This window comes from Priestia megaterium (genome assembly GCF_009497655.1).
GTDB lineage: Bacteria > Bacillota > Bacilli > Bacillales > Bacillaceae_H > Priestia > Priestia zanthoxyli.
Window position 1 is genome coordinate 1,452,103 of record NZ_CP023317.1, and the last position, 18,198, is coordinate 1,470,300.

General features: G+C 37.6%; 21 protein-coding genes and 1 riboswitch. Of the genes, 18 read left to right on the forward strand and 3 right to left on the reverse strand.

Features of this window, described 5'->3' with window-relative positions; all coding sequences use genetic code 11:
* The first annotated feature begins 54 nt into the window (after positions 1–54).
* Positions 55–156, forward strand: a riboswitch (purine riboswitch).
* Positions 157–259: 103 nt separating this feature from the next.
* Entirely contained in the window at positions 260–853 is a 594-nt protein-coding gene (locus CEQ83_RS07290; RefSeq protein ID WP_028414042.1) for a xanthine phosphoribosyltransferase, read from the forward strand.
* 1 nt (position 854) lies between these two features.
* Positions 855–2,165: a nucleobase:cation symporter-2 family protein gene (locus CEQ83_RS07295; RefSeq protein ID WP_155017138.1), complete on the forward strand. Its 1,311-nt coding sequence runs from the start codon at positions 855–857 to the stop codon at positions 2,163–2,165.
* A gap of 108 nt (positions 2,166–2,273) precedes the next feature.
* Here the strand turns inward: CEQ83_RS07295 and CEQ83_RS07300 are convergent, their stop codons facing one another.
* Positions 2,274–3,134: a LysR family transcriptional regulator gene (locus CEQ83_RS07300; RefSeq protein WP_098113456.1), complete on the reverse strand. Its 861-nt coding sequence runs from the start codon at positions 3,132–3,134 to the stop codon at positions 2,274–2,276.
* Positions 3,135–3,264: 130 nt separating this feature from the next.
* Here CEQ83_RS07300 and CEQ83_RS07305 point away from each other — a divergent pair, with 130 nt between their 5' ends.
* The 11 genes from CEQ83_RS07305 to CEQ83_RS07360 all read left to right on the forward strand — a co-directional run bounded on the left by CEQ83_RS07305 (position 3,265) and on the right by CEQ83_RS07360 (position 13,931).
* Positions 3,265–4,689 (forward strand): NAD-dependent succinate-semialdehyde dehydrogenase, encoded by a 1,425-nt coding sequence (locus CEQ83_RS07305; protein WP_155017139.1) that lies wholly within the window; start codon positions 3,265–3,267, stop codon positions 4,687–4,689.
* A gap of 444 nt (positions 4,690–5,133) precedes the next feature.
* Complete coding sequence (locus tag CEQ83_RS07315) at positions 5,134–5,676, forward strand: GNAT family N-acetyltransferase (RefSeq protein ID WP_028414038.1); 543 nt, start codon at positions 5,134–5,136, stop codon at positions 5,674–5,676.
* Positions 5,677–5,900: 224 nt separating this feature from the next.
* Complete coding sequence (locus CEQ83_RS07320) at positions 5,901–6,986, forward strand: type III polyketide synthase (protein ID WP_028414037.1); 1,086 nt, start codon at positions 5,901–5,903, stop codon at positions 6,984–6,986.
* A 5-nt stretch (positions 6,987–6,991) separates the two neighbouring features.
* A complete protein-coding gene (locus tag CEQ83_RS07325) occupies positions 6,992–7,555 on the forward strand; it encodes an isoprenylcysteine carboxyl methyltransferase family protein (protein ID WP_028414036.1) in 564 nt (187 codons plus the stop codon).
* A 6-nt stretch (positions 7,556–7,561) separates the two neighbouring features.
* A complete protein-coding gene (locus tag CEQ83_RS07330; RefSeq protein WP_155017140.1) occupies positions 7,562–7,732 on the forward strand; it encodes a hypothetical protein in 171 nt (56 codons plus the stop codon).
* Positions 7,733–7,931: 199 nt separating this feature from the next.
* Positions 7,932–11,549, forward strand: coding sequence for a dynamin family protein (locus CEQ83_RS07335; protein WP_098113452.1), 3,618 nt, complete (start codon positions 7,932–7,934; stop codon positions 11,547–11,549).
* A gap of 5 nt (positions 11,550–11,554) precedes the next feature.
* On the forward strand, positions 11,555–12,328 hold the full coding sequence (locus tag CEQ83_RS07340) for a nucleotidyltransferase domain-containing protein (RefSeq protein WP_028414034.1): 774 nt from the start codon (positions 11,555–11,557) through the stop codon (positions 12,326–12,328).
* A complete protein-coding gene (locus CEQ83_RS07345) occupies positions 12,325–12,582 on the forward strand; it encodes a DUF2533 family protein (protein ID WP_155017141.1) in 258 nt (85 codons plus the stop codon). The genes CEQ83_RS07340 and CEQ83_RS07345 overlap by 4 nt, the downstream gene beginning before the upstream one ends.
* Before the next feature lie 105 nt (positions 12,583–12,687).
* The gene (locus tag CEQ83_RS07350) at positions 12,688–13,002 is read left to right on the forward strand and encodes a hypothetical protein (RefSeq protein WP_013056168.1); all 315 of its coding nucleotides are present in this window, start codon (positions 12,688–12,690) and stop codon (positions 13,000–13,002) included.
* 130 nt (positions 13,003–13,132) lie between these two features.
* Positions 13,133–13,594, forward strand: coding sequence for a divergent PAP2 family protein (locus tag CEQ83_RS07355; RefSeq protein WP_013056169.1), 462 nt, complete (start codon positions 13,133–13,135; stop codon positions 13,592–13,594).
* A 61-nt stretch (positions 13,595–13,655) separates the two neighbouring features.
* Positions 13,656–13,931 (forward strand): DUF6123 family protein, encoded by a 276-nt coding sequence (locus CEQ83_RS07360; protein ID WP_013082383.1) that lies wholly within the window; start codon positions 13,656–13,658, stop codon positions 13,929–13,931.
* 6 nt (positions 13,932–13,937) lie between these two features.
* Here the strand turns inward: CEQ83_RS07360 and CEQ83_RS07365 are convergent, their stop codons facing one another.
* Entirely contained in the window at positions 13,938–14,336 is a 399-nt protein-coding gene (locus tag CEQ83_RS07365; RefSeq protein ID WP_033578453.1) for a reverse transcriptase-like protein, read from the reverse strand.
* 219 nt (positions 14,337–14,555) lie between these two features.
* Between CEQ83_RS07365 and CEQ83_RS07370 the strand changes: the two genes are divergently transcribed.
* Genes CEQ83_RS07370 through CEQ83_RS07380 form a run of 3 tightly spaced genes read left to right on the forward strand, consistent with a single transcriptional unit; the run spans position 14,556 to position 15,750 of the window.
* Complete coding sequence (locus CEQ83_RS07370) at positions 14,556–15,209, forward strand: ribonuclease H family protein (protein ID WP_034266558.1); 654 nt, start codon at positions 14,556–14,558, stop codon at positions 15,207–15,209.
* Between the two features lie 29 nt (positions 15,210–15,238).
* The gene (locus CEQ83_RS07375) at positions 15,239–15,421 is read left to right on the forward strand and encodes a zinc-finger domain-containing protein (protein ID WP_013056173.1); all 183 of its coding nucleotides are present in this window, start codon (positions 15,239–15,241) and stop codon (positions 15,419–15,421) included.
* A gap of 56 nt (positions 15,422–15,477) precedes the next feature.
* Complete coding sequence (locus CEQ83_RS07380) at positions 15,478–15,750, forward strand: DUF2564 family protein (protein WP_028414030.1); 273 nt, start codon at positions 15,478–15,480, stop codon at positions 15,748–15,750.
* Between the two features lie 59 nt (positions 15,751–15,809).
* On the opposite strand, the gene cspD is transcribed toward CEQ83_RS07380, so the two are convergent.
* Positions 15,810–16,013 carry a cold-shock protein CspD gene (gene cspD / locus CEQ83_RS07385; protein WP_013056175.1) on the reverse strand — a complete coding sequence of 68 codons (204 nt, stop codon included), beginning with the start codon at positions 16,011–16,013 and terminating at the stop codon, positions 15,810–15,812.
* 275 nt (positions 16,014–16,288) lie between these two features.
* On the opposite strand from cspD, the gene CEQ83_RS07390 reads away from it, so the two are divergent.
* Entirely contained in the window at positions 16,289–16,576 is a 288-nt protein-coding gene (locus tag CEQ83_RS07390) for a hypothetical protein (protein WP_028414029.1), read from the forward strand.
* A gap of 302 nt (positions 16,577–16,878) precedes the next feature.
* Positions 16,879–18,120: a bacillibactin exporter BcbE gene (locus CEQ83_RS07395; protein WP_028414028.1), complete on the forward strand. Its 1,242-nt coding sequence runs from the start codon at positions 16,879–16,881 to the stop codon at positions 18,118–18,120.
* Positions 18,121–18,198: the final 78 nt, after the last annotated feature.

Below are 18,198 nucleotides of genomic sequence, written 5' to 3' on the forward strand. Positions count from 1 at the left end.
GTTCGAAAATATCTTTTTTAGATATTTTCAAATAAAAGATTTGCTGATATAATACAAGTAACTCAATAACGCACTCATATAATGACGAGAATAAGGCTCGTAAGTATCTACCAAACTACCGTAAATAGTTTGACTATGGGTGAGCGATGAAGTTTGTTTTTCACTTTTGTGCGTAAAAGCTCAAAAACATTGCTCTACTCATATACGAGTGCAGCTATGTTTTTGAGCTTTTTTAATACAAACGTTGGAGGAACGAACTATGAAAGCTTTGCAAAACAAAATTTTAACAGATGGAATCGTATTATCGGACACGGTTTTAAAAGTAGACACATTTTTAAACCACCAAATGGATCCTGTACTGATGAAAGAAATTGGAGAAGAATTTGCTTCGCGCTTTGAAAATGCAGGAATTACGAAGATTTTAACGATTGAATCATCAGGAATTGCTCCAGCGATTATGACCGCATTGAAGCTAAACGTTGAGATGGTGTTTGCCAGAAAAAGAAAATCTTTAACACTTCAAGACGGACTCATTACATCAAAAGTATATTCATTTACAAAAAAAGAAGAAAATGAAATTTCAGTTGCTGATAAATTTATTCGAGAAGATGACGTGATTTTAATTATTGATGACTTTTTAGCAAACGGCCAAGCTGCATTCGGCTTGATGGATATCGTGCAAAAAGCAGGTGCTAAAGTAGGCGGCATTGGTATTGTTATTGAAAAAGCGTTCCAAGATGGAGGAAAACAAATTCGTAAATCAGGCGTTAAAGTAGAATCATTAGCGCGCATTCAGTCTTTATCAAATGGTAAAGTTACATTTGCTGAAGATAAACCAACAGTGGAGGTTTAATATGAATAAAGGAAAAGTCTTTTCACTTGGTTTACAGCATGTTTTAGCTATGTACGGAGGTGCGATTGTTGTCCCGCTTATTGTTGGAGGAGCCATTGGCTTGACTCAGCAGCAGCTTACGTATTTAGTGGCGATTGACTTATTTATGTGCGGTGTGGCAACGTTGCTGCAAGTATGGAAAAATCGTTTTTTCGGTATTGGTCTTCCAGTTGTATTAGGGTGTACGTTTACTGCCGTAGGACCTATGATTTCAATTGGAGGTTCTTACGGCGTTTCCTCCATATATGGTTCTATTATCGTCGCCGGTTTACTCATTGTCCTTCTTTCTGCTTTTCTAGGTAAATTGGTTAAGTTTTTCCCTCCTTTAGTTACGGGTTCGGTTGTAACAATTATTGGAATTACGTTAATTCCTGTAGCGATTAAAGATTTAGCTGGAGGAGAAGGAAGTAAAGATTTTGGCAGCTTGAGCAATTTAGGTTTAGGTTTTGGCGTTTTGCTATTAATTATTGTTCTGTATCGATTTACAAAAGGATTTATGCGCTCCGTCTCTGTGTTATTAGGATTGGTTGTTGGAACAATTGCAGCGTCTTTTATGGGAAAAGTCGATTTTTCCGGCGTAAAAGAAGAAGCGTGGATTCATATGCCGCACGTGTTTTACTTTGGGATGCCAACGTTTAATATTATGGCCATCCTGACAATGTTCCTTGTTTTACTTGTTGGCATTGTCGAGTCCACAGGCGTTTATTTTGCCGTTAGTGATATTTGTAAAAAAGAAGTGGATGAAAAAGATTTATCTAAAGGCTATCGTGCAGAAGGATTGGCGATTTTATTAGGCGGATTTTTTAACGCATTTCCTTATACAGCGTATTCTCAAAATGTAGGACTTTTACAGTTGTCAGGTGTTCGCACAAGAAATGTTGTATTTGCAGCGAGTGGAATTTTAATCATTTTGGGCTTTCTACCTAAAATCGCAGCCGTGACGACAGTTATCCCGAGCTCTGTACTTGGAGGAGCTATGGTAGCCATGTTTGGGATGGTCATCTCTTCAGGTATAAAAATCCTTAGTCAAGTTGATTTAGCAAAACAAGAAAACCTTCTTGTAATTGCATGTTCGGTTGGTATGGGTCTAGGGGTGACGGTTGTACCTGAACTCTTCAAAAACTTACCAGAGAGTCTTCAAGTTCTCACTGGAAGCGGTATTGTGATGGGGAGTTTTACAGCAATCTTTTTAAATATTGTCTTTAATATGATGAAATCACCACGTGCGCAAGTTGCGGACACAAAGTTAACAAATGAAGCAATATCGAAATAAAAAGAGGCTGGCACAAAAGTATGTTAGTTGAAGAAGATCCGAACGATTAATCGTTCGGATCTTTTCATTGTTATGGGGAACTTAGGCCTAATTTGGTCGTCTTTCCTATTAAGATCGTGTTTTGAAAAACAGTGTATAAAGCATTTTCCCCACGTCAGGATTTTTTGCCACTAATGAAATTTCTCTTTTGAATTTGAAGTCTGTAATAGGCAATGCTTTAATGTTTGAGCTTTGTAAATGGCGCATAAAAATTTCAGGGAGAATTGAAATACCTAAATTAGCTGAAATAAATCCCATAATACTTTGAGCAAATTCAATTTCATTGGCAATGGACATTTTTAAGTTATGACGATTGTACGCTTTTTCTACTAGTGTCCGAACATCGCACCCTGGAGGGAGAACTACAATGGGTTCTTCTTTGAAATCTTCAAATGATACGCTTTCTTTTTCGGCTAACGGGTGCTGATCATTCACAAATAAATAAAAGTCTTCTTTGAATAATAATTTTGACCAGTAAGTATGTTGAATCTCTCGATCATCAAATAAAGCTCCATCAATTTGATTGCTTTCTAACTGCTCTAACAAATCATAATAGTGATGCGAGGTTTTTATATCAATATGGCGATTGTGGTCTTTAGCAGAAGCCAGTTGATAAGGTAAGTAAAAAGCAGCCATACTTTGCCACGTTCCGATAGTTAAATCACAAGCTTCTTGCGTAGACACTAATTTTTTTTGAAGAGCATGAACGCTTGATAGTATGGATTCACCTTCTTGTAAAAGAATTTCACCTGCTGAGGTTAATTCTACTCCTGTAGCGGAGCGAATAAATAATGTTACTCCTAAATCTTCTTCTAGTTTTCTCATTTGCTTACTGAGCGCGGGCTGCGTCATATGCAGCTGTTCGCTTGCTTTGCTTAAGCTTTTTGTTTTGGCTGTTTCAATAAAAGACTCAAGCCATTCTGTTTTCATATTTATCACCTATAACCTTTTGTTATACCCATAGTATAGAAGGGAAGTTCTCATAAATCAACGAAGATGCTAGTGTATATAGTGTAGTTAACACAGCGCAAAGAAATTCACACAACTAGGAGGATGAATGATGTATCCAAACAAACTATATATTAACGGTGAATGGACAACAACAGAAGAGAAAATTGATGTGATTAATCCAGCAACAAAAGAAGTTATAGGACAAATTCCCAAGGCAGGCGCAAAGGAAGCAGCACTTGCCGCTGATGCAGCAGCGACAGCTTTTAAAACATGGTCGAAAAGAACCGCTCAAGAGCGCAGTGCTATTTTAATGAGATGGCATCAACTTATTGAAAATCATAAAGATGAACTAGCAGAAATTATGACAACGGAACAAGGCAAACCATTTGCAGAAGCAAAAGGTGAAGTGCAGTATGGCAATGATTATATTGCTTGGTTTGCTGAAGAAGGAAAGCGTGTATATGGTGAAACGATTCCAGCTCATCATACGCATAAGCGTATTACGGTTAAAAAACAGCCTGTTGGCGTTGTAGCAGCTATTACGCCATGGAACTTCCCTGCAGCCATGATTACGCGTAAAGTGGCCCCAGCTCTTGCAGCAGGATGTACAATTGTTTTAAAACCATCTGAAGAAACACCATTTACAGCATTTCGTTTAGTAGAACTCGCAGAAGAAGCGGGCGTTCCAAAAGGTGTGATCAATGTTGTTACTGGAGATGCAGCAGCTATTGGCGACACATGGCAAAAAGACGGACGCATCCGAAAATTAACATTTACTGGTTCAACAGCGGTTGGTAAACATCTAATGCGCGGTGCTGCTGATACTGTGAAAAAATTATCGCTGGAATTAGGCGGTCATGCACCGTTTATCATAACAGAAAATGCAGATTTAGACGCTGCTGTAAACGGCGTAATTGCTTCTAAGTTTGTCAACGCAGGTCAAACGTGCATCTGCACAAACCGCGTATACGTACAAGAATCCATTGCAGATGCTTTCGTTGAAAAATTTGCAGCAAAAGCGGCGGAATTAACAGTAGGAAACGGATTAGAAGAAGGTACACAAGTTGGACCGTTAATTAACGACAAAGCGGTTGAGAAAGTAAAAGCACAAATTGCGGATGCAAAAAGTAAAGGAGCTAAAGTTGTAGTTGGCGGACAAGCTATAACAACTAAAAACGGTTTCTTTATGGAGCCGACAATTATCACAAATGTAACTGATGACATGAATTGCATGTTTGAAGAAACGTTTGGACCATTGGCACCTGTAGCAACATTCAAAACAGTAGAAGAAGCCGTAGAACGAGCAAACAATAGCCCTTATGGTTTAGCAGCTTACGTATTTACAGAAAACATCAAAGAAGCAACATTTGTATCTGAAGAATTAGAGTACGGCATTGTAGGAGTAAATGATGGCTCTCCATCTGCAGCTCAAGCTCCATTCGGCGGCTTTAAAGAAAGTGGCCTTGGACGTGAAGGAAGTCATTACGGCATTGAAGATTATTTAGAAGTAAAATATATCTCAATGGGACTTTAATAAAAAGTAGGACAAAAATAGTTTAGTCGAAGTGAAATACGAACTAGCAACTAATAATCAAAATTATTGGTTGTTAGTTCGTATTTTTTTATTGTTAAGATGGACGTAGCTTTCATGCGTTTCGTTGCTTCTAGCGGATTAATCCCATTTGTTCGTCTTTAGGTCGGAGTGATTTCGTTGTGTCCCAGCCTCTTTTTTATGCACTTTTGTAAAGAAAATTTGAAATAATAGTTCTTTAACGCAATTAATTGCATTTCTAGGATGTCTGTGCAAGAATAAATATTTCAAAAATGGTTTAGCTTTGTTTAAAGCGTGGGTAATACAACAAATGCACATGATTGCTTGTTAGATGAAATGAAAAGCAGAACTTTACCACTGATAAATTACGCAAGCTAGAACCAAAATAGTAGTACTGAATGGTGAAAAATATAGGAGTTGATATAGATGATTACAGCAGAGAAAAACATAGTGAAATTTAAAGCAAAAGACGGACGTGAAGTCACTATACGCCCTGCAAAGGCAAGTGATGCAGAGCATATTACAACAGCGGTAAGAGAAATTATTGAGGCCGGGGAATTTATTCAAAAAGATGAGCCGCGCACAGTCCAAGAAGAGCAAGATTTTATTGCATCAGTAGAAAAGAACAATCACATGTACGTTGTAGCTGAAGTCGAAGGTGAAGTGCTTGGAATCGCACGTGTTCTGAGAGGCGAAATTAAAATGAAGCGCCACACGGGGCTCTTCCGTACATGGCTTATTTCAAAAGCACAGGGAATGGGAATAGGAAAACAATTTATGAATTATACGCTAAACTGGTGCAAAGAAAATAATCTTCATAAACTTTCTTTAACTGTGTTTGCTTCTAATAAAGTGGCATACGAATTGTATAAAAAGGTAGGATTTGAACAAGAAGGTGTTATGAAAGAACAAGCTTATTTTAACAATGAATATGTAGATGAAATCTATATGTCCATTTTCTTTTCATAAAAAATAAGCACTTATTTTCGTCAATCCATAAATTGTATCTGTACATTCAGATTATTTGCGCTATAATAAAAGTGCACAACAAACATACACTTCTTCAAAACGTAGACTTTCCTGAGTTACAGGAAAGTTTTTTTATGTTTCACCTCCATTCCACTAAAAAAGAATTGAATAAATCCCCAGCTATTACAAATGTTAAATGTAACGCAATCAAAGAGGTGAAGTGTATGCCAAAAATTATCTCAGTTGGATTTGGAGTTCCCCCCTATGAATTAACTCAGCAAGACACGCTGCTATTTGCAAAAGAACTTTTTTCCGAGTCGTTTAAAGATATTAATCGTCTGCTGACCGTTTTTCAAAATGGTCAAATTGAAAAACGTAATTTTGCCAAAGACTTATCTTGGTTTCAAGAAGATCATACATTCGAAGAAAAAAATGATGCTTTTATAGAATGTGCTGTTGAATTAGGTACAAAAGCCATTGAAGAATGCTTAACAAATAAAGACTATGTAAGTACCCCCTTGCCGTGTGGAGAAATTGATGCTATTTTTTACGTTTCAACAAGCGGTGTAGCTACGCCTAGCATTGAAGCTCGAATTATGAATAAGCTTGCGTTTTCAGACCATACAAAAAGAATCCCTATATGGGGATTAGGGTGTGCCGGAGGAGCATCTGGACTTTCAAGGGCTTACGAATATTGCAAAGCCTTTCCGCGCGCTAAAGTTCTTGTATTATCCGTTGAGCTGTGCAGTTTGACTTTTCAGCGGAATGATCGTTCAAAAAGCAACTTAATCGGTACATCTTTATTTGCTGATGGAGTAGCAGCTGCTTTAGTCGCAGGTGACGAAGCAGATATCACTTTTTCCCGTTCAAAAAGCTTTCCTTACATTTTACATACACAATCGACGCTTATGCCAAATTCCGAAGACGTAATGGGATGGGAGATTAAAAATGATGGGTTATTTGTTGTCTTTTCAAAAGATATTCCCACTATTATCGATTCGTGGTTAGGCGGAGAAGTTGAGTCTTTTTTACAAACTCAGAATTTGACCAGTCGGGATTTAAAACATTTTGTTGCTCATCCTGGAGGGAAAAAAGTGCTTGAAGCATATGTATCAACGCTATCGCTAAACGAAAATATGATTGCTGATTCACTAGATGTACTTAAAAACCATGGAAACATGTCTTCGGCAACCGTTTTATATGTGCTAGACCGCTTTATGAAGAAAGAAATTCCGAGTAAAGAATACGGTTTATTAACAGCTCTTGGTCCTGGATTTAGTTCTGAAATGCTTCTATTAGAGTGGAGGTAAAGCGATTGTTTTTTTATAGTTTTTTTGTATTTATTATCTTACAGCGTCTATGTGAATTGGTGATTGCCAAAAGAAATGAAGCTTGGATGAAGAAGCAGGGAGCATACGAAGCTGGTCAAAGTCACTACAAATGGATGGTAAGCATGCACGCCGCTTTTTTTGCTGCTCTTTTTACGGAAGTGTATGTGTTAAACGGTGGAATGTATCACTTTTCTTTTTTGTTGTTTAGCTTTTTTGTGCTTGTGCAACTTGCAAGAGTATGGGCTATTTCTTCATTAGGAAAGTATTGGAATACAAAAATTATCGTCTTGCCTAACGCGAAGGTTGTGCTAAGAGGTCCTTATCGGTTTATGAAGCACCCAAATTATACAGTTGTAGCGGCAGAATTGGTGTTAGTTCCGCTTATGTTTCAGGCATACTGGACGTTAGCTATTTTTTCTGTTTTCAATTTGTGTATATTAGCCGTTAGAATTCCTTTAGAAGAGCAAGCGCTAACGAATGAAACAAATTATGGCGAGGTCATGCAAAATACGGGACGTTTCTTTCCTGCAAAAAAATCTCAAAACTAATTGAAAATGATTATCTTTCATGATAAGATGAAATCAAATGATAAAGATTATCAATTTCATCAAGTAGAAACGGTGGTGGACGTAATGGTTAGTCTTTTTGTGATCGGAGCACTTGCTACATATGTTGGCGTCACAACGTATGTAATGAAAAATATTGAAAAAGCCCAAAAGGCGTAATATATACACGGTAAATAAATACAATGCAAAGCTGTCAAATTATTGACAGCTTTTTTTATTGTTTTTGTAACTAAAAATTCAGTTTTTTATGGGAAAACGTAGGTGAATCAAGTAAAATAGAGAAAGAATAAGCAGAAACAAAGATGGATAGAGAACATTTAAATACAGTCTTGAATGAGGCAAAAGGGGTAGAGTAATAATGGGTAAAGTGAGTGTGAAACATCAAGAAAATCTCCAATTGGAAGCATCTCTTTTTCATTTACATAAGCAATTTCAAGCAGCTGGAGATGAACAGCAGGCAGCAAAAGCAATACAGCTGTTAAAAAAGTGGGTGAACGGTGAATTTGTTGTAGCATTTTGCGGACATTTTTCGGCTGGGAAATCGAGTATGATTAACGAATTAATGGGGCAAGCAATTTTGCCTGCAAGTCCTATTCCGACAAGCGCAAACTTAGTATCAGTAAAAGCGGGGGATGAGCATGCAACCGTTTATTACCGCAAACAGCCGCCGGTGCGTTATGAAGCGCCTTATCAGTATGAACAAATTAAGCAGTTTGCTGTCGACGGAGATGAAGTAGAGTCCATTCATTTATCAATCGAGACAAACGCTATTCCTAAAAATGTTGTGGTGATGGACACACCGGGGATTGATTCAACAGATGATGCGCATCGTGTATCGACCGAGTCAGCTCTTCACTTAGCGGACGTTATTTTCTACGTGATGGATTATAATCATGTGCAGGCAGAATTAAATCTTCAATTTGCAAAACAGCTGCAAGAAGCTAATAAAACGCTTTATTTAATTGTAAATCAAATCGATAAACATCAAGAAGATCAGCTAACATTTCAAGCATTTAAAGAATCTGTAGAAACGTCATTTTTAAAGTGGAATGTTAGACCAGAAGGAATCTTCTATACGTCGTTAAAAGAGCCAGCCAACCGTCATAATGACCTTTCGTACGTAAAATCTCTATTACTTGCTATGATGACGGAAAAAGAAAACCGACATCAGCATATTCAACATGCGATGCAAATGTTAATTGACGATCACCTTGCCTTTATTGAAGACCAAGAAGAAGAAAAGTTAACGATTCATGACGAGCTGCGCCATAAGCTGACGCTTGAGAACCATGAAATAAATAAGCAGCAAAAAGAGCAGCTTCTCGAAAAAGAAGCGGAAATAAAGCGTGCTGAAAAGCAGTTAGCAGAAACGTACCAACAAGAAACAGGCAAGATACTAAGCAACGCCAATTTAACACCATATGAAATGAGAGAAAAAGCTAGGCTGTTTTTAGAAACGACAAAGCCTGATTTCAAAGTCGGTCTTTTATTTGCTAAGAAAAAGACCGAGGAAGTAAAAAAAGAGCGGCTGACGTTATTTTTTGACGATATGAAAGAACGAACAGCCTCTCAGCTGCAGTGGCACTTGCAGCAATATGTGCAAGATCTGGTGAAAAATCAAAATCTTACTGACCCGGATCTTATACGCCAGGTTCAGCAGTTTGAAATTCCGTTAGAACCTCATGACTTAATTGAAACGGTAAAAGCAGGAGCTACGATTAATGGTGATTATGTTTTAACGTACGCAAAAGATGTAGCTGATCACATTAAGAAAAAAGCCACGCGATTATTATACGAGCTCTATGCGCAAATCGAACAGAGCAAAATGGAGCAAGATGAAGTAAAGCGTGAGAATATTTCTCAACACTTGCAGGAATGTGAGGCATTTGAAGAAGCGTATACATCTCTTCAGGAAATGAAAGCAAAACTGGCGCGTACAAAAGCGTTGCTTCAATCTTTACAGCAAACTGATGACGACCTAACGCTAGAAGATACAAACGAGTTGTCATATATGTTACAAGAAGAATATGAAACGGGCATCATGAAAGCTGAAGAAAAGCATGAAGCTGCGAGTGAGCAGCAGTTAGTTTCACAGCCTGAGGAAGCTGTGCATGAAACAGGAACAGAAAAGGTTCTTCAAGATGTATCAGCTGTTCTCGAACAGCTCCGTTCATTTGGAAAATTAGACCGCTTTATTAATAGGCTTCAAGAAAAACGTAAAAAGCTATCAAATCAAACGTTTACCGTAGCTTTATTCGGAGCATTCAGTGCCGGTAAGTCATCTTTTGCTAATGCGTTGATTGGAGAAAGATTACTTCCTGTATCTCCGAATCCAACAACAGCAACCATCAATAAAATTATGCCTCCAACAGAAAAACGGCCGCATAAAACAGCTGTTGTGCAAATGAAAACAAACGAGCAGATGATCCAAGATTTAAATGGTGCACTTAAGCTGTTTCATCATGAAGTAGAAACAATTGACGAAGCGCTAGCGATTATTCCGACCCTGCAGGCAACAGAAGAGCTGCAGCTGCATTTGTCGTTTTTACAGGCAGTAGAAAAAGGCTACGGCGAAGTCAAGCATCATATCGGTTCAGAAGTAGTAGTGGATACAGAAGGATTTCATGATTATGTAGCCAAGGAAGAAAAAGCGTGTTTTGTTCAATTTATTAACCTGTATTATGACTGTGAATTTACTCGCTTAGGCATTACGCTTGTTGATACACCTGGAGCTGATTCAATCAATGCGAGACACACGGGAGTAGCGTTTGAGTATATCAAAAATGCAGATGCCATTTTATTTGTAACGTATTATAATCATGCATTTTCAAAAGCTGACCGAGAATTTCTTATTCAGCTTGGCCGTGTAAAAGATGTATTTGCGCTTGATAAAATGTTTTTCTTAGTAAATGCAGCGGACTTAGCCAGCTCGGATACAGAGCTGCAGTTAGTTCAGACGTACGTAAAAGAGCAGCTTGAACAGTATGGTATACGCTTTCCGCGCTTATACCCGGTATCAAGCTTGCAGGCTTTGCAAAACCACGAGGATAAAATGTTTCTGCCATTCAAAAATGCGTTTTACCGCTTCATAAATTATGAATTACCAGAGCTTGCTATCCAAAGTGTCTATGCAGATTTCGAACAAATTTTAGCAGTTGCCAATGAAATGAAACAGGTGCAGACAAAATCAGAAGTCGATAAAAAGCGATACATTCAATCTCTTCACATAAAAAATGAGCAGGTAGCAGCAAAACTGCATGAAATTCATTTTGAATATGAACAACAGCAGTTTGACCGAGAATTAGAAGAGCTTTTATTTTATGTGAAAAAACGTCTGTTTGTGAGGTACGATGACTTCTTTAAAGAAGCATTCAGTCCGGCAAACTTAAGAGATGATCGAGGTGAAAAGCAAAAGCAGCTGCGCCTGTGTTTGCAGGAGTTGTTAACGTCTATTTCCTTCGACGCAACGCAAGAAGTGCGTGCGACCACTTTGCGAATCGAAAAATACATCGTAAAATTAATCGAAGACTGGCATCGACTGATCATTACAAAGCTACAGCGCTATGAACCGACGTTTACTCCAACGTTGAACTCGTTAGAGCCGCCAAATGGCAGCGAAGTTGTGACAAGTCATCAATTCGATAAGAATGAATCGTATCAAAAAGAGCTTTCACTGTATAAAAACAATAAAAGCTTTTTTGAAAAAAATGAGAAAGCAAAGCTCCACGCTGCTTTATTAGAACGTATTAAGCCGGATGTTAATCACTACATTGCGAAAGAAGAAGCTGCTCTTCATTCACACTATACCTATTTAGTGAATCAGTACGTTTTAGCGCATAAACAGTCTGTATCTGAAGAATGGTATGATTATTACAAACAGCTGCAAGCGGCCGTGTCTGAAGAATTTCCAATTCAAGAATTGGTAAGTACAATGACGGTGCTAGAACATGTATTGGAGGAAAGAAAGGGTCATTAATTTTTATGTCTACACACATAAATAAACGTTTACAGGAAATTGAAAAAGAATATAATGTAGAAATTTTGTTTGCATGTGAATCAGGGAGCCGTGCTTACGGACTCGACACGTTAGCGAGTGATTTTGACGTCCGCTTTATATATAAATATAAAGCATCACGCTATCTTCATCTCAATAGACCTCAAGAGGTCATTAATGTAGCAGAAGGCAATTATGATATGCAAGGGTGGGATTTGTACAAAACCATTTATTTGTTTACAAAATCAAACCCTTCGCTTTATGAGTGGCTATGGTCGCCTTTTGTTTATTATCAGAGGTCATCGTTTGCTGAGCCACTCCGGCAAATGATGGCTCAATCATATTCCTTAAAAGCATTGGGATATCATTATTTTAAAATTTTAACGATAAATAGTAAAAGAAATCTGACATCTTCTGTTACAATAGAGGATATAAAAGTGATGCTCCAACTGATTCGTGCATTTTTATCACTGAAAGTAGTAGTAAAGCAGCGCAGTTTCCCTGTCATTTTATTTGCCGATTTATGTAAGCAGGCAAATCTCGACGATAGGCAGCAATCCATCATTGAGCAATTTGTACAATGCAAGATAAGCGGGAAAGTCGCTTTTAATGAAAAGATGAAAAACTTTTTGGATAGCATTAAGAAAGAATCTGCAGCGATAGAAAAAAACTTAAAAGAATTACCGGAAAAGCAAATCAGTTATGAGGACATTAACTTATTTTTACTAACTCAGCATAATATAATGGAGGAACGAACATGAGTGTACATAAAGAAATTTCAGCCCATTCTAAAAAACAGCACGAATTAGTACGTGCTTTTGCCAGCTTAGAAGCTCGACGTGAGCAAGCTATTGAAGCAACTGTGCTTCTCTGCAAAGAAGGGAAGCCCTTTTCTGTAGACGGTATTAACGCTGTAACAGCAGAAATTAATGAGCTGTCTCAAAAATATACCATCATTCCAGGCCGTAAAGTAGTGACGGAAGAAATGGTTAAAGAGTACGTAGCAAGAATATAAACGTGCTAAGCTCTGGTGTTTTTACCTTAATTTGAACAGGATATGACGTGCCGCTTGATCCATACTAATAGTGTACCAACGAGGTACAAATAGGAGGAGATAGCGATGGGTCGTCAAAAATTAGGTAATAAAAATGCGCAAGCGAATAACAATGCAAAGCATAATTATAACCAAGAGTTCTCTTCTGAGTTTAAAGCAAATCAGGCTCAAAAAGCAAAGCGTGCAAAAAGTGCAAATGACACTTATGCTGGGGAGTTTGCTTCTGAGTTCAACGTGCAACAAAACCAAAATAATTCTGTTAACAAGAAGTTAGAAGCTAATAAAAGTGCAAATAATCAATATGGACAAGAATTCGGCTCTTATGCTGAAGTTGAATCTGCCAAAATGAATAATGCTGCACAAAAAAAGCGTAAAAAATAACAGAACTGTTTCCAAAAACGCCGGGATTAGTCTGCTCTGTCAGCAGATTAGCCCGGCGTTTTTTGTTGGGCAATATTTGCTTGGGTACAAGATGTCAATCCATCGCAAACTATAGATGAGGTGAAGCAATATGAATAAAGGAATTGTCATTGCTCTTTCATCAATCGGTTTAGCACAAGCTTTAAAAATCCCAATTAAAAAGTATCAAACAGGAAAATGGGATATGCGGATGATTGCTGCGTCGGGTGGAATGCCAAGCTCTCATTCAGCCGGCGTATCTTCTTTGGCTACCTATGTAGCATTAAAAAGAGGTGTTTCTACGATTGACTTTGCGTTAGCATCTGTTTTTGGAATTATTGTGATGTACGATGCACAAGGAATTCGAAGGCAGACTGGCGAAATTACTATTAAAGTGAATACGTTAGATGAAGAAATTGAAAAGCTTGCGGGTCTTCCAGACGGAGGCTTTCACGATTTGACGGAACAGCGCTTGAAAGAAATGCTTGGTCATCAGCCAGAAGAAGTGATTGGCGGAGCCATTTTAGGAGTAGCACTTGGAGCAATTGGCTATTTTTTAGAAGGGAAATCATAGTCAAATAGCCAAAAGTAAGCTAAGATAAAGAAGAACCTTTGCAAAAGGATGGGACGAAAAAGTGACAAAAACAGCTCAAACCGTTGAAGAGTATCTTCTTTATCTTGAAGAAAAAGGCTTTCATTTAGCAGAAGATGCACGTGGATTTATTTCATTTGGTCAGCAGTATACGCGTGCAGCTGACGAGATGGTCATATTTACAATTGAATGGACACTAAAAGTACAAAAAGAATTTGACGGCAGTTTTTTTGTATCGCTCCTCGAGAATTTGACATCAAATCGTATTAGCAATCAAAAACAAGCCATTCAATATTTAAAGTCATCAGGTATGATTTAAGCAGGATTACATTCCTGCTTCTTTTTGATTAATGGCTTGTCTGGCCAGCTGATCAGCACCTGCATTTTGAGAGCTAGGGATCCACTTTATAAAAAATAAATCAAATTGACTGGACAATTTGAGGGCTTCTTCCAGTAAAGGAGCAAACGCTTTATTTTTAACGTATTCTTGGTTCATTGCGCGGTCTACTAGCTGAGAGTCTGTTCGAAAAGATACGCTCGTATACTTTTTTTCTAAACAAATTTTTAATGCATGAAGAAGTGCATGGTACTCTGCTTCATGATTCGTCATTGTCCCAAGAGCAATAGCGTAACGATGATGTTCACCATTTCCTTTAATTAAAATACCAGCTCCAGAAGGACCAGGATTGCCAGCAGTGGCTCCGTCTATATAAACTTCAATCATCATACAGCCTCCTTGTTAAAACAATATAAGCTTAAACCATGTTTTTTCATCAATAGTATTGTATCATAAGTACTTCAGCTATTTTATATTAGCACGTATAAACGCTAAAATCCGCTTATTAGGTAAGAAAACTGTCATGAAAAGACATAATAGAAGATAAAATACAAAAAAGCAGAAAAAGTGTTGAATTCAAAATTGCTGATGAAAGGAATGCTCGTTATGAATTTCCAAATTGAATGGCATTATAAATCCTCGAAACATAAACAGTTAATTTTCACATCCGATTTCACAGATGCGAATGAGGCGCTAATGATTGTGGGTGATTTAGAAAAAACAGGTCGAACGAAGGAAATTTTTCTACTTGATGAGCAGCAGCAAAAATGGACTGTAAAAGAAGCGAAAAAGCTCTTACAGGAAGTACAGACAGAGCCTCACGATATTGTGGCATATTTTGACGGAGGCTATGAGCATGATACGCTTTTAGCGGGGCTTGGGGCTGTGATTTATTTTAAACAGAACAACCAGTCATACCGAATACGACGAAACTCAAGACTGCAAGAGATAGAATCAAATAATGAGGCAGAGTATGCTGCTTTTTATTATTTAATACAAGAGCTTGAGGAACTTGGTGTTCATCATATACCGGTAACGTTTAGAGGTGACTCTCAGGTTGTATTAAATCAGCTTGCAGGGGAGTGGCCCTGTTTCGAAGAAGAGTTTAATCGGTACTTAGATCGAATAGAAGATAAAATGCAGGAACTTGGTATCCGACCGGTATATGAGCCTATTTCAAGGAAGGAAAATGAAGAGGCCGACCAGCTTGCGACTCAAGCTCTTCAAGGGATACCAATTGCTAGCAGGAAGCAAGTGTAACACACAGAACGAAATGGAGATGAACGAGAGTGGAACGTAAACAATTATTAGAAGAAGTAACGGAGTTATTGGATTACTACTGTAGTGATTGTTTTGTAAAAAAAACGTTTAACAAAGAAAAGGGCAAAACATACGCTCAGACGTTTTGTATTAAAGAGTGTACCGTAGGAGAAAAGATTAAGCAGTATGGAGATTTGCTGACTAAAAAGTAAGCGTGTATAATTTGTCGGCAGCAGCTTCATTCTATCCATATGGAGGTGTTCTTTCAATGGATAAGTTTTCAAATGAAGAAGTAACAACAGGATATAATGATTTAAAGCAAGTAGAAGTGTCCATTCAATCTGCTCAAAAGATGATTGGGACAGCTACGATGAGTATGAGTCCTCAGCAGCTTGAAGAGGCAACGAATGCGCTTAATGATGCAAAAGCACAGCTTCAATCTGCCAAAGCTCATGGCACAGGAGTAGACGAGCAATTTCTTCAGCAGTGCATGCAGTCTATTCAAACATGTGACCAGCAGCTTACTGAGGCCAAACGCTAGGTATAACAAAAAAGAGACTCAGAAAAGAGTCTCTTTTACTATAAAATAAAAAGATCTATTTATGATAGCTTAGTGACATTAGCGGCTTGTGGGCCTCTATTGCCTTCTACAATTTCAAAAGATACCTCTTGTCCTTCTTCCAAGGATTTATAACCCTCGCTTTGGATGGCAGAAAAATGTACAAATACGTCGCTTCCGCCTTCAACTTCAATAAAGCCATAGCCTTTTTCATTGTTGAACCATTTTACTTTACCATTTTGCATAACTTGAATCCCCCTAGTACTGTGCAGCATCATGCTGCTGAAACTCGAATTATCATTTCCAATAGAGGTAAATGATTGTTTATATTATATAATAAGAAGAAATAAAATTTCAATATTAAAATTTAACTTTTCTGAAAATTAAATTTTATTTAACGTGGACATAGTCTATTTTTAATAAAAAAATTTCTTGTGAGATGAAAAATAACTGAAAATTTAGTTTATAATAAAAGTATAGTCAGCATAATTTTAACGCGGTGATAAGGAGTGGGTCGTGTATGTATCGTACACAAATAAATGGAAAAGAAATCATTTTGTTATTTTCAACGCTCGAAGCAGCAAAGAGCCGCAGCAGCCTAGAGAAAGAACAAATTTATAAGCGCGTATTGCATTTAAATGAGCAGCTGTTAATGTTTCAAAATGGAACAAGCTTCACCATTGGTGATCCGTTAGGATTAATTGTAGCTCAAGTGAAAAAAAGCGATTTGACAACCATATATATCGAACATATTATTGATAAACAGTTTATGTATGATGGAGATGGTCATCGAGGTGAAGTAGTGTAATAAGATGACGCCTATATATGAAGAAGCGTACGGAGATACTCGTACGCTTCTTCATATATGGGATTAAAAACATGTGTTTTTACAAGTATTAACAAGAATAAATAACAAAGTTCAATAAATTAAAGAAGAACAGTGAAACCATGAATAGCAATCACCTTTTTAGCTAAAAAATATAGATACACATCATCTTATGTAATGAGATAGTTAAGCTTTGAAATCAATGAACACGAGAAGTTTTATAAAGCTTAAATTGAAAAACGTGTGATTGTGACGTTAATTAGAAGTAAGGTTTGGAGGACGCTATGGAAAGTAGAAAAAAATTGGATTTACTTGCTCTTGCTTCTGTGCCACTTATCATGACCCTCGGAAATTCAATGTTAATTCCGGTGTTGCCGGTGATTGAAAAACGTCTACAGATAAGCTCGCTGCAGGTATCCATGATTATCACGGTCTACTCAATTTTCGCTATTTTTTTAATCCCGATTGCTGGTTATTTATCAGATCGATTTGGCCGCAAGAAAATTATTATTCCTAGTTTGCTGCTTGCTGCAGTAGGAGGGGCTTTAACAGGCTGGGCTTCATGGCAAATGGCCAATCCATTCTGGGTTATTTTAATTGGCCGCGCGATTCAAGGAATAGGTTCAGCAGGGGCTATGCCTGTTGTGATGCCTTGTGTAGGAGATATGTTCAAAGACGAGCAAGAAATTACAAAAGGACTAGGTTTAATTGAAACAGCTAATACGTTTGGGAAAGTACTAAGCCCAATACTGGGAGCTTTTTTAGCGGCTATGATTTGGTTTCTTCCTTTTTGGTTCATTCCTATTCTTTGCCTTATTTCGATTCTTTTAGTTATCTTTTTAGTAAAAGTTCCGAAAAATGATAGTTCTTCTGAATCTGAACAAAAAAAGAAAAGTATCACGCAGTTTTTGAAGGATTTGAAGAAGACGCTCAAAGAAAATATTGGATGGCTTATGGCTATTTTTATTTTAGGCGCCATTATTATGCTTGTATTATTCGGGGTTTTATTTTACCTATCGACCATACTAGAGGAGCGTTATCATATTGTGAATACGAAAAAAGGCTTGGTAATGGCTATTCCTTTGCTCGCTTTATCTATTTCTTCTTTTGTGGCGGGGAAAAAAGTTGGCAACAATAAAATCGTTATGAAGTGGTCTGCTTTTTTTGGCTTTTTATTGTTAACATGTTCTTTCATCATTTTATTTTTTAATACGTCTCTTTTTAGTATTTTACTCACTTTAGTGCTTGGTGGAATTGGAATTGGAGCAGCTCTTCCCAGTCTTGATGCACTTATTACAGAAGGAATTGAAAAGGAAGAGAGAGGAACCATTACGTCTCTTTACAGTTCGATGCGCTTTGTCGGAGTGGCAGCTGGGCCTCCTCTTTATACATTGCTTATGAAGTGGTCGGACATGGCTGTGTTCCAAACGTCTCTAGGGGTTAGTGCAGTAGGTGCCATTTTAGTTTTAAAAGCTATCAAACCAAAACCTGAAGGCGGCGTAAAACTGAAGAAAGCTGAAGTGTGATTTTACGGGGCTGTCTTATGATAAAAGACAGCTCTTTGCTATTTAAAGACCCGTCAATATGCTTAAATTTATATTGTG

What these genes read in the sequence shown, in the direction of transcription:
- CEQ83_RS07290 (WP_028414042.1), top strand. Translation starts at nt 260, where the DNA reads ATGAAAGCTTTGCAAAACAAAATTTTAACAGATGGAATCGTATTATCG.
- CEQ83_RS07295 (WP_155017138.1), top strand. Translation starts at nt 855, where the DNA reads ATGAATAAAGGAAAAGTCTTTTCACTTGGTTTACAGCATGTTTTAGCT.
- CEQ83_RS07300 (WP_098113456.1), bottom strand. Translation starts at nt 3,134, where the DNA reads ATGAAAACAGAATGGCTTGAGTCTTTTATTGAAACAGCCAAAACAAAA.
- CEQ83_RS07305 (WP_155017139.1), top strand. Translation starts at nt 3,265, where the DNA reads ATGTATCCAAACAAACTATATATTAACGGTGAATGGACAACAACAGAA.
- CEQ83_RS07315 (WP_028414038.1), top strand. Translation starts at nt 5,134, where the DNA reads ATGATTACAGCAGAGAAAAACATAGTGAAATTTAAAGCAAAAGACGGA.
- CEQ83_RS07320 (WP_028414037.1), top strand. Translation starts at nt 5,901, where the DNA reads ATGCCAAAAATTATCTCAGTTGGATTTGGAGTTCCCCCCTATGAATTA.
- CEQ83_RS07330 (WP_155017140.1), top strand. Translation starts at nt 7,562, where the DNA reads ATGATTATCTTTCATGATAAGATGAAATCAAATGATAAAGATTATCAA.
- CEQ83_RS07335 (WP_098113452.1), top strand. Translation starts at nt 7,932, where the DNA reads ATGGGTAAAGTGAGTGTGAAACATCAAGAAAATCTCCAATTGGAAGCA.
- CEQ83_RS07340 (WP_028414034.1), top strand. Translation starts at nt 11,555, where the DNA reads ATGTCTACACACATAAATAAACGTTTACAGGAAATTGAAAAAGAATAT.
- CEQ83_RS07345 (WP_155017141.1), top strand. Translation starts at nt 12,325, where the DNA reads ATGAGTGTACATAAAGAAATTTCAGCCCATTCTAAAAAACAGCACGAA.
- CEQ83_RS07350 (WP_013056168.1), top strand. Translation starts at nt 12,688, where the DNA reads ATGGGTCGTCAAAAATTAGGTAATAAAAATGCGCAAGCGAATAACAAT.
- CEQ83_RS07355 (WP_013056169.1), top strand. Translation starts at nt 13,133, where the DNA reads ATGAATAAAGGAATTGTCATTGCTCTTTCATCAATCGGTTTAGCACAA.
- CEQ83_RS07365 (WP_033578453.1), bottom strand. Translation starts at nt 14,336, where the DNA reads ATGATTGAAGTTTATATAGACGGAGCCACTGCTGGCAATCCTGGTCCT.
- CEQ83_RS07370 (WP_034266558.1), top strand. Translation starts at nt 14,556, where the DNA reads ATGAATTTCCAAATTGAATGGCATTATAAATCCTCGAAACATAAACAG.
- CEQ83_RS07380 (WP_028414030.1), top strand. Translation starts at nt 15,478, where the DNA reads ATGGATAAGTTTTCAAATGAAGAAGTAACAACAGGATATAATGATTTA.
- cspD (WP_013056175.1), bottom strand. Translation starts at nt 16,013, where the DNA reads ATGCAAAATGGTAAAGTAAAATGGTTCAACAATGAAAAAGGCTATGGC.
- CEQ83_RS07390 (WP_028414029.1), top strand. Translation starts at nt 16,289, where the DNA reads ATGTATCGTACACAAATAAATGGAAAAGAAATCATTTTGTTATTTTCA.
- CEQ83_RS07395 (WP_028414028.1), top strand. Translation starts at nt 16,879, where the DNA reads ATGGAAAGTAGAAAAAAATTGGATTTACTTGCTCTTGCTTCTGTGCCA.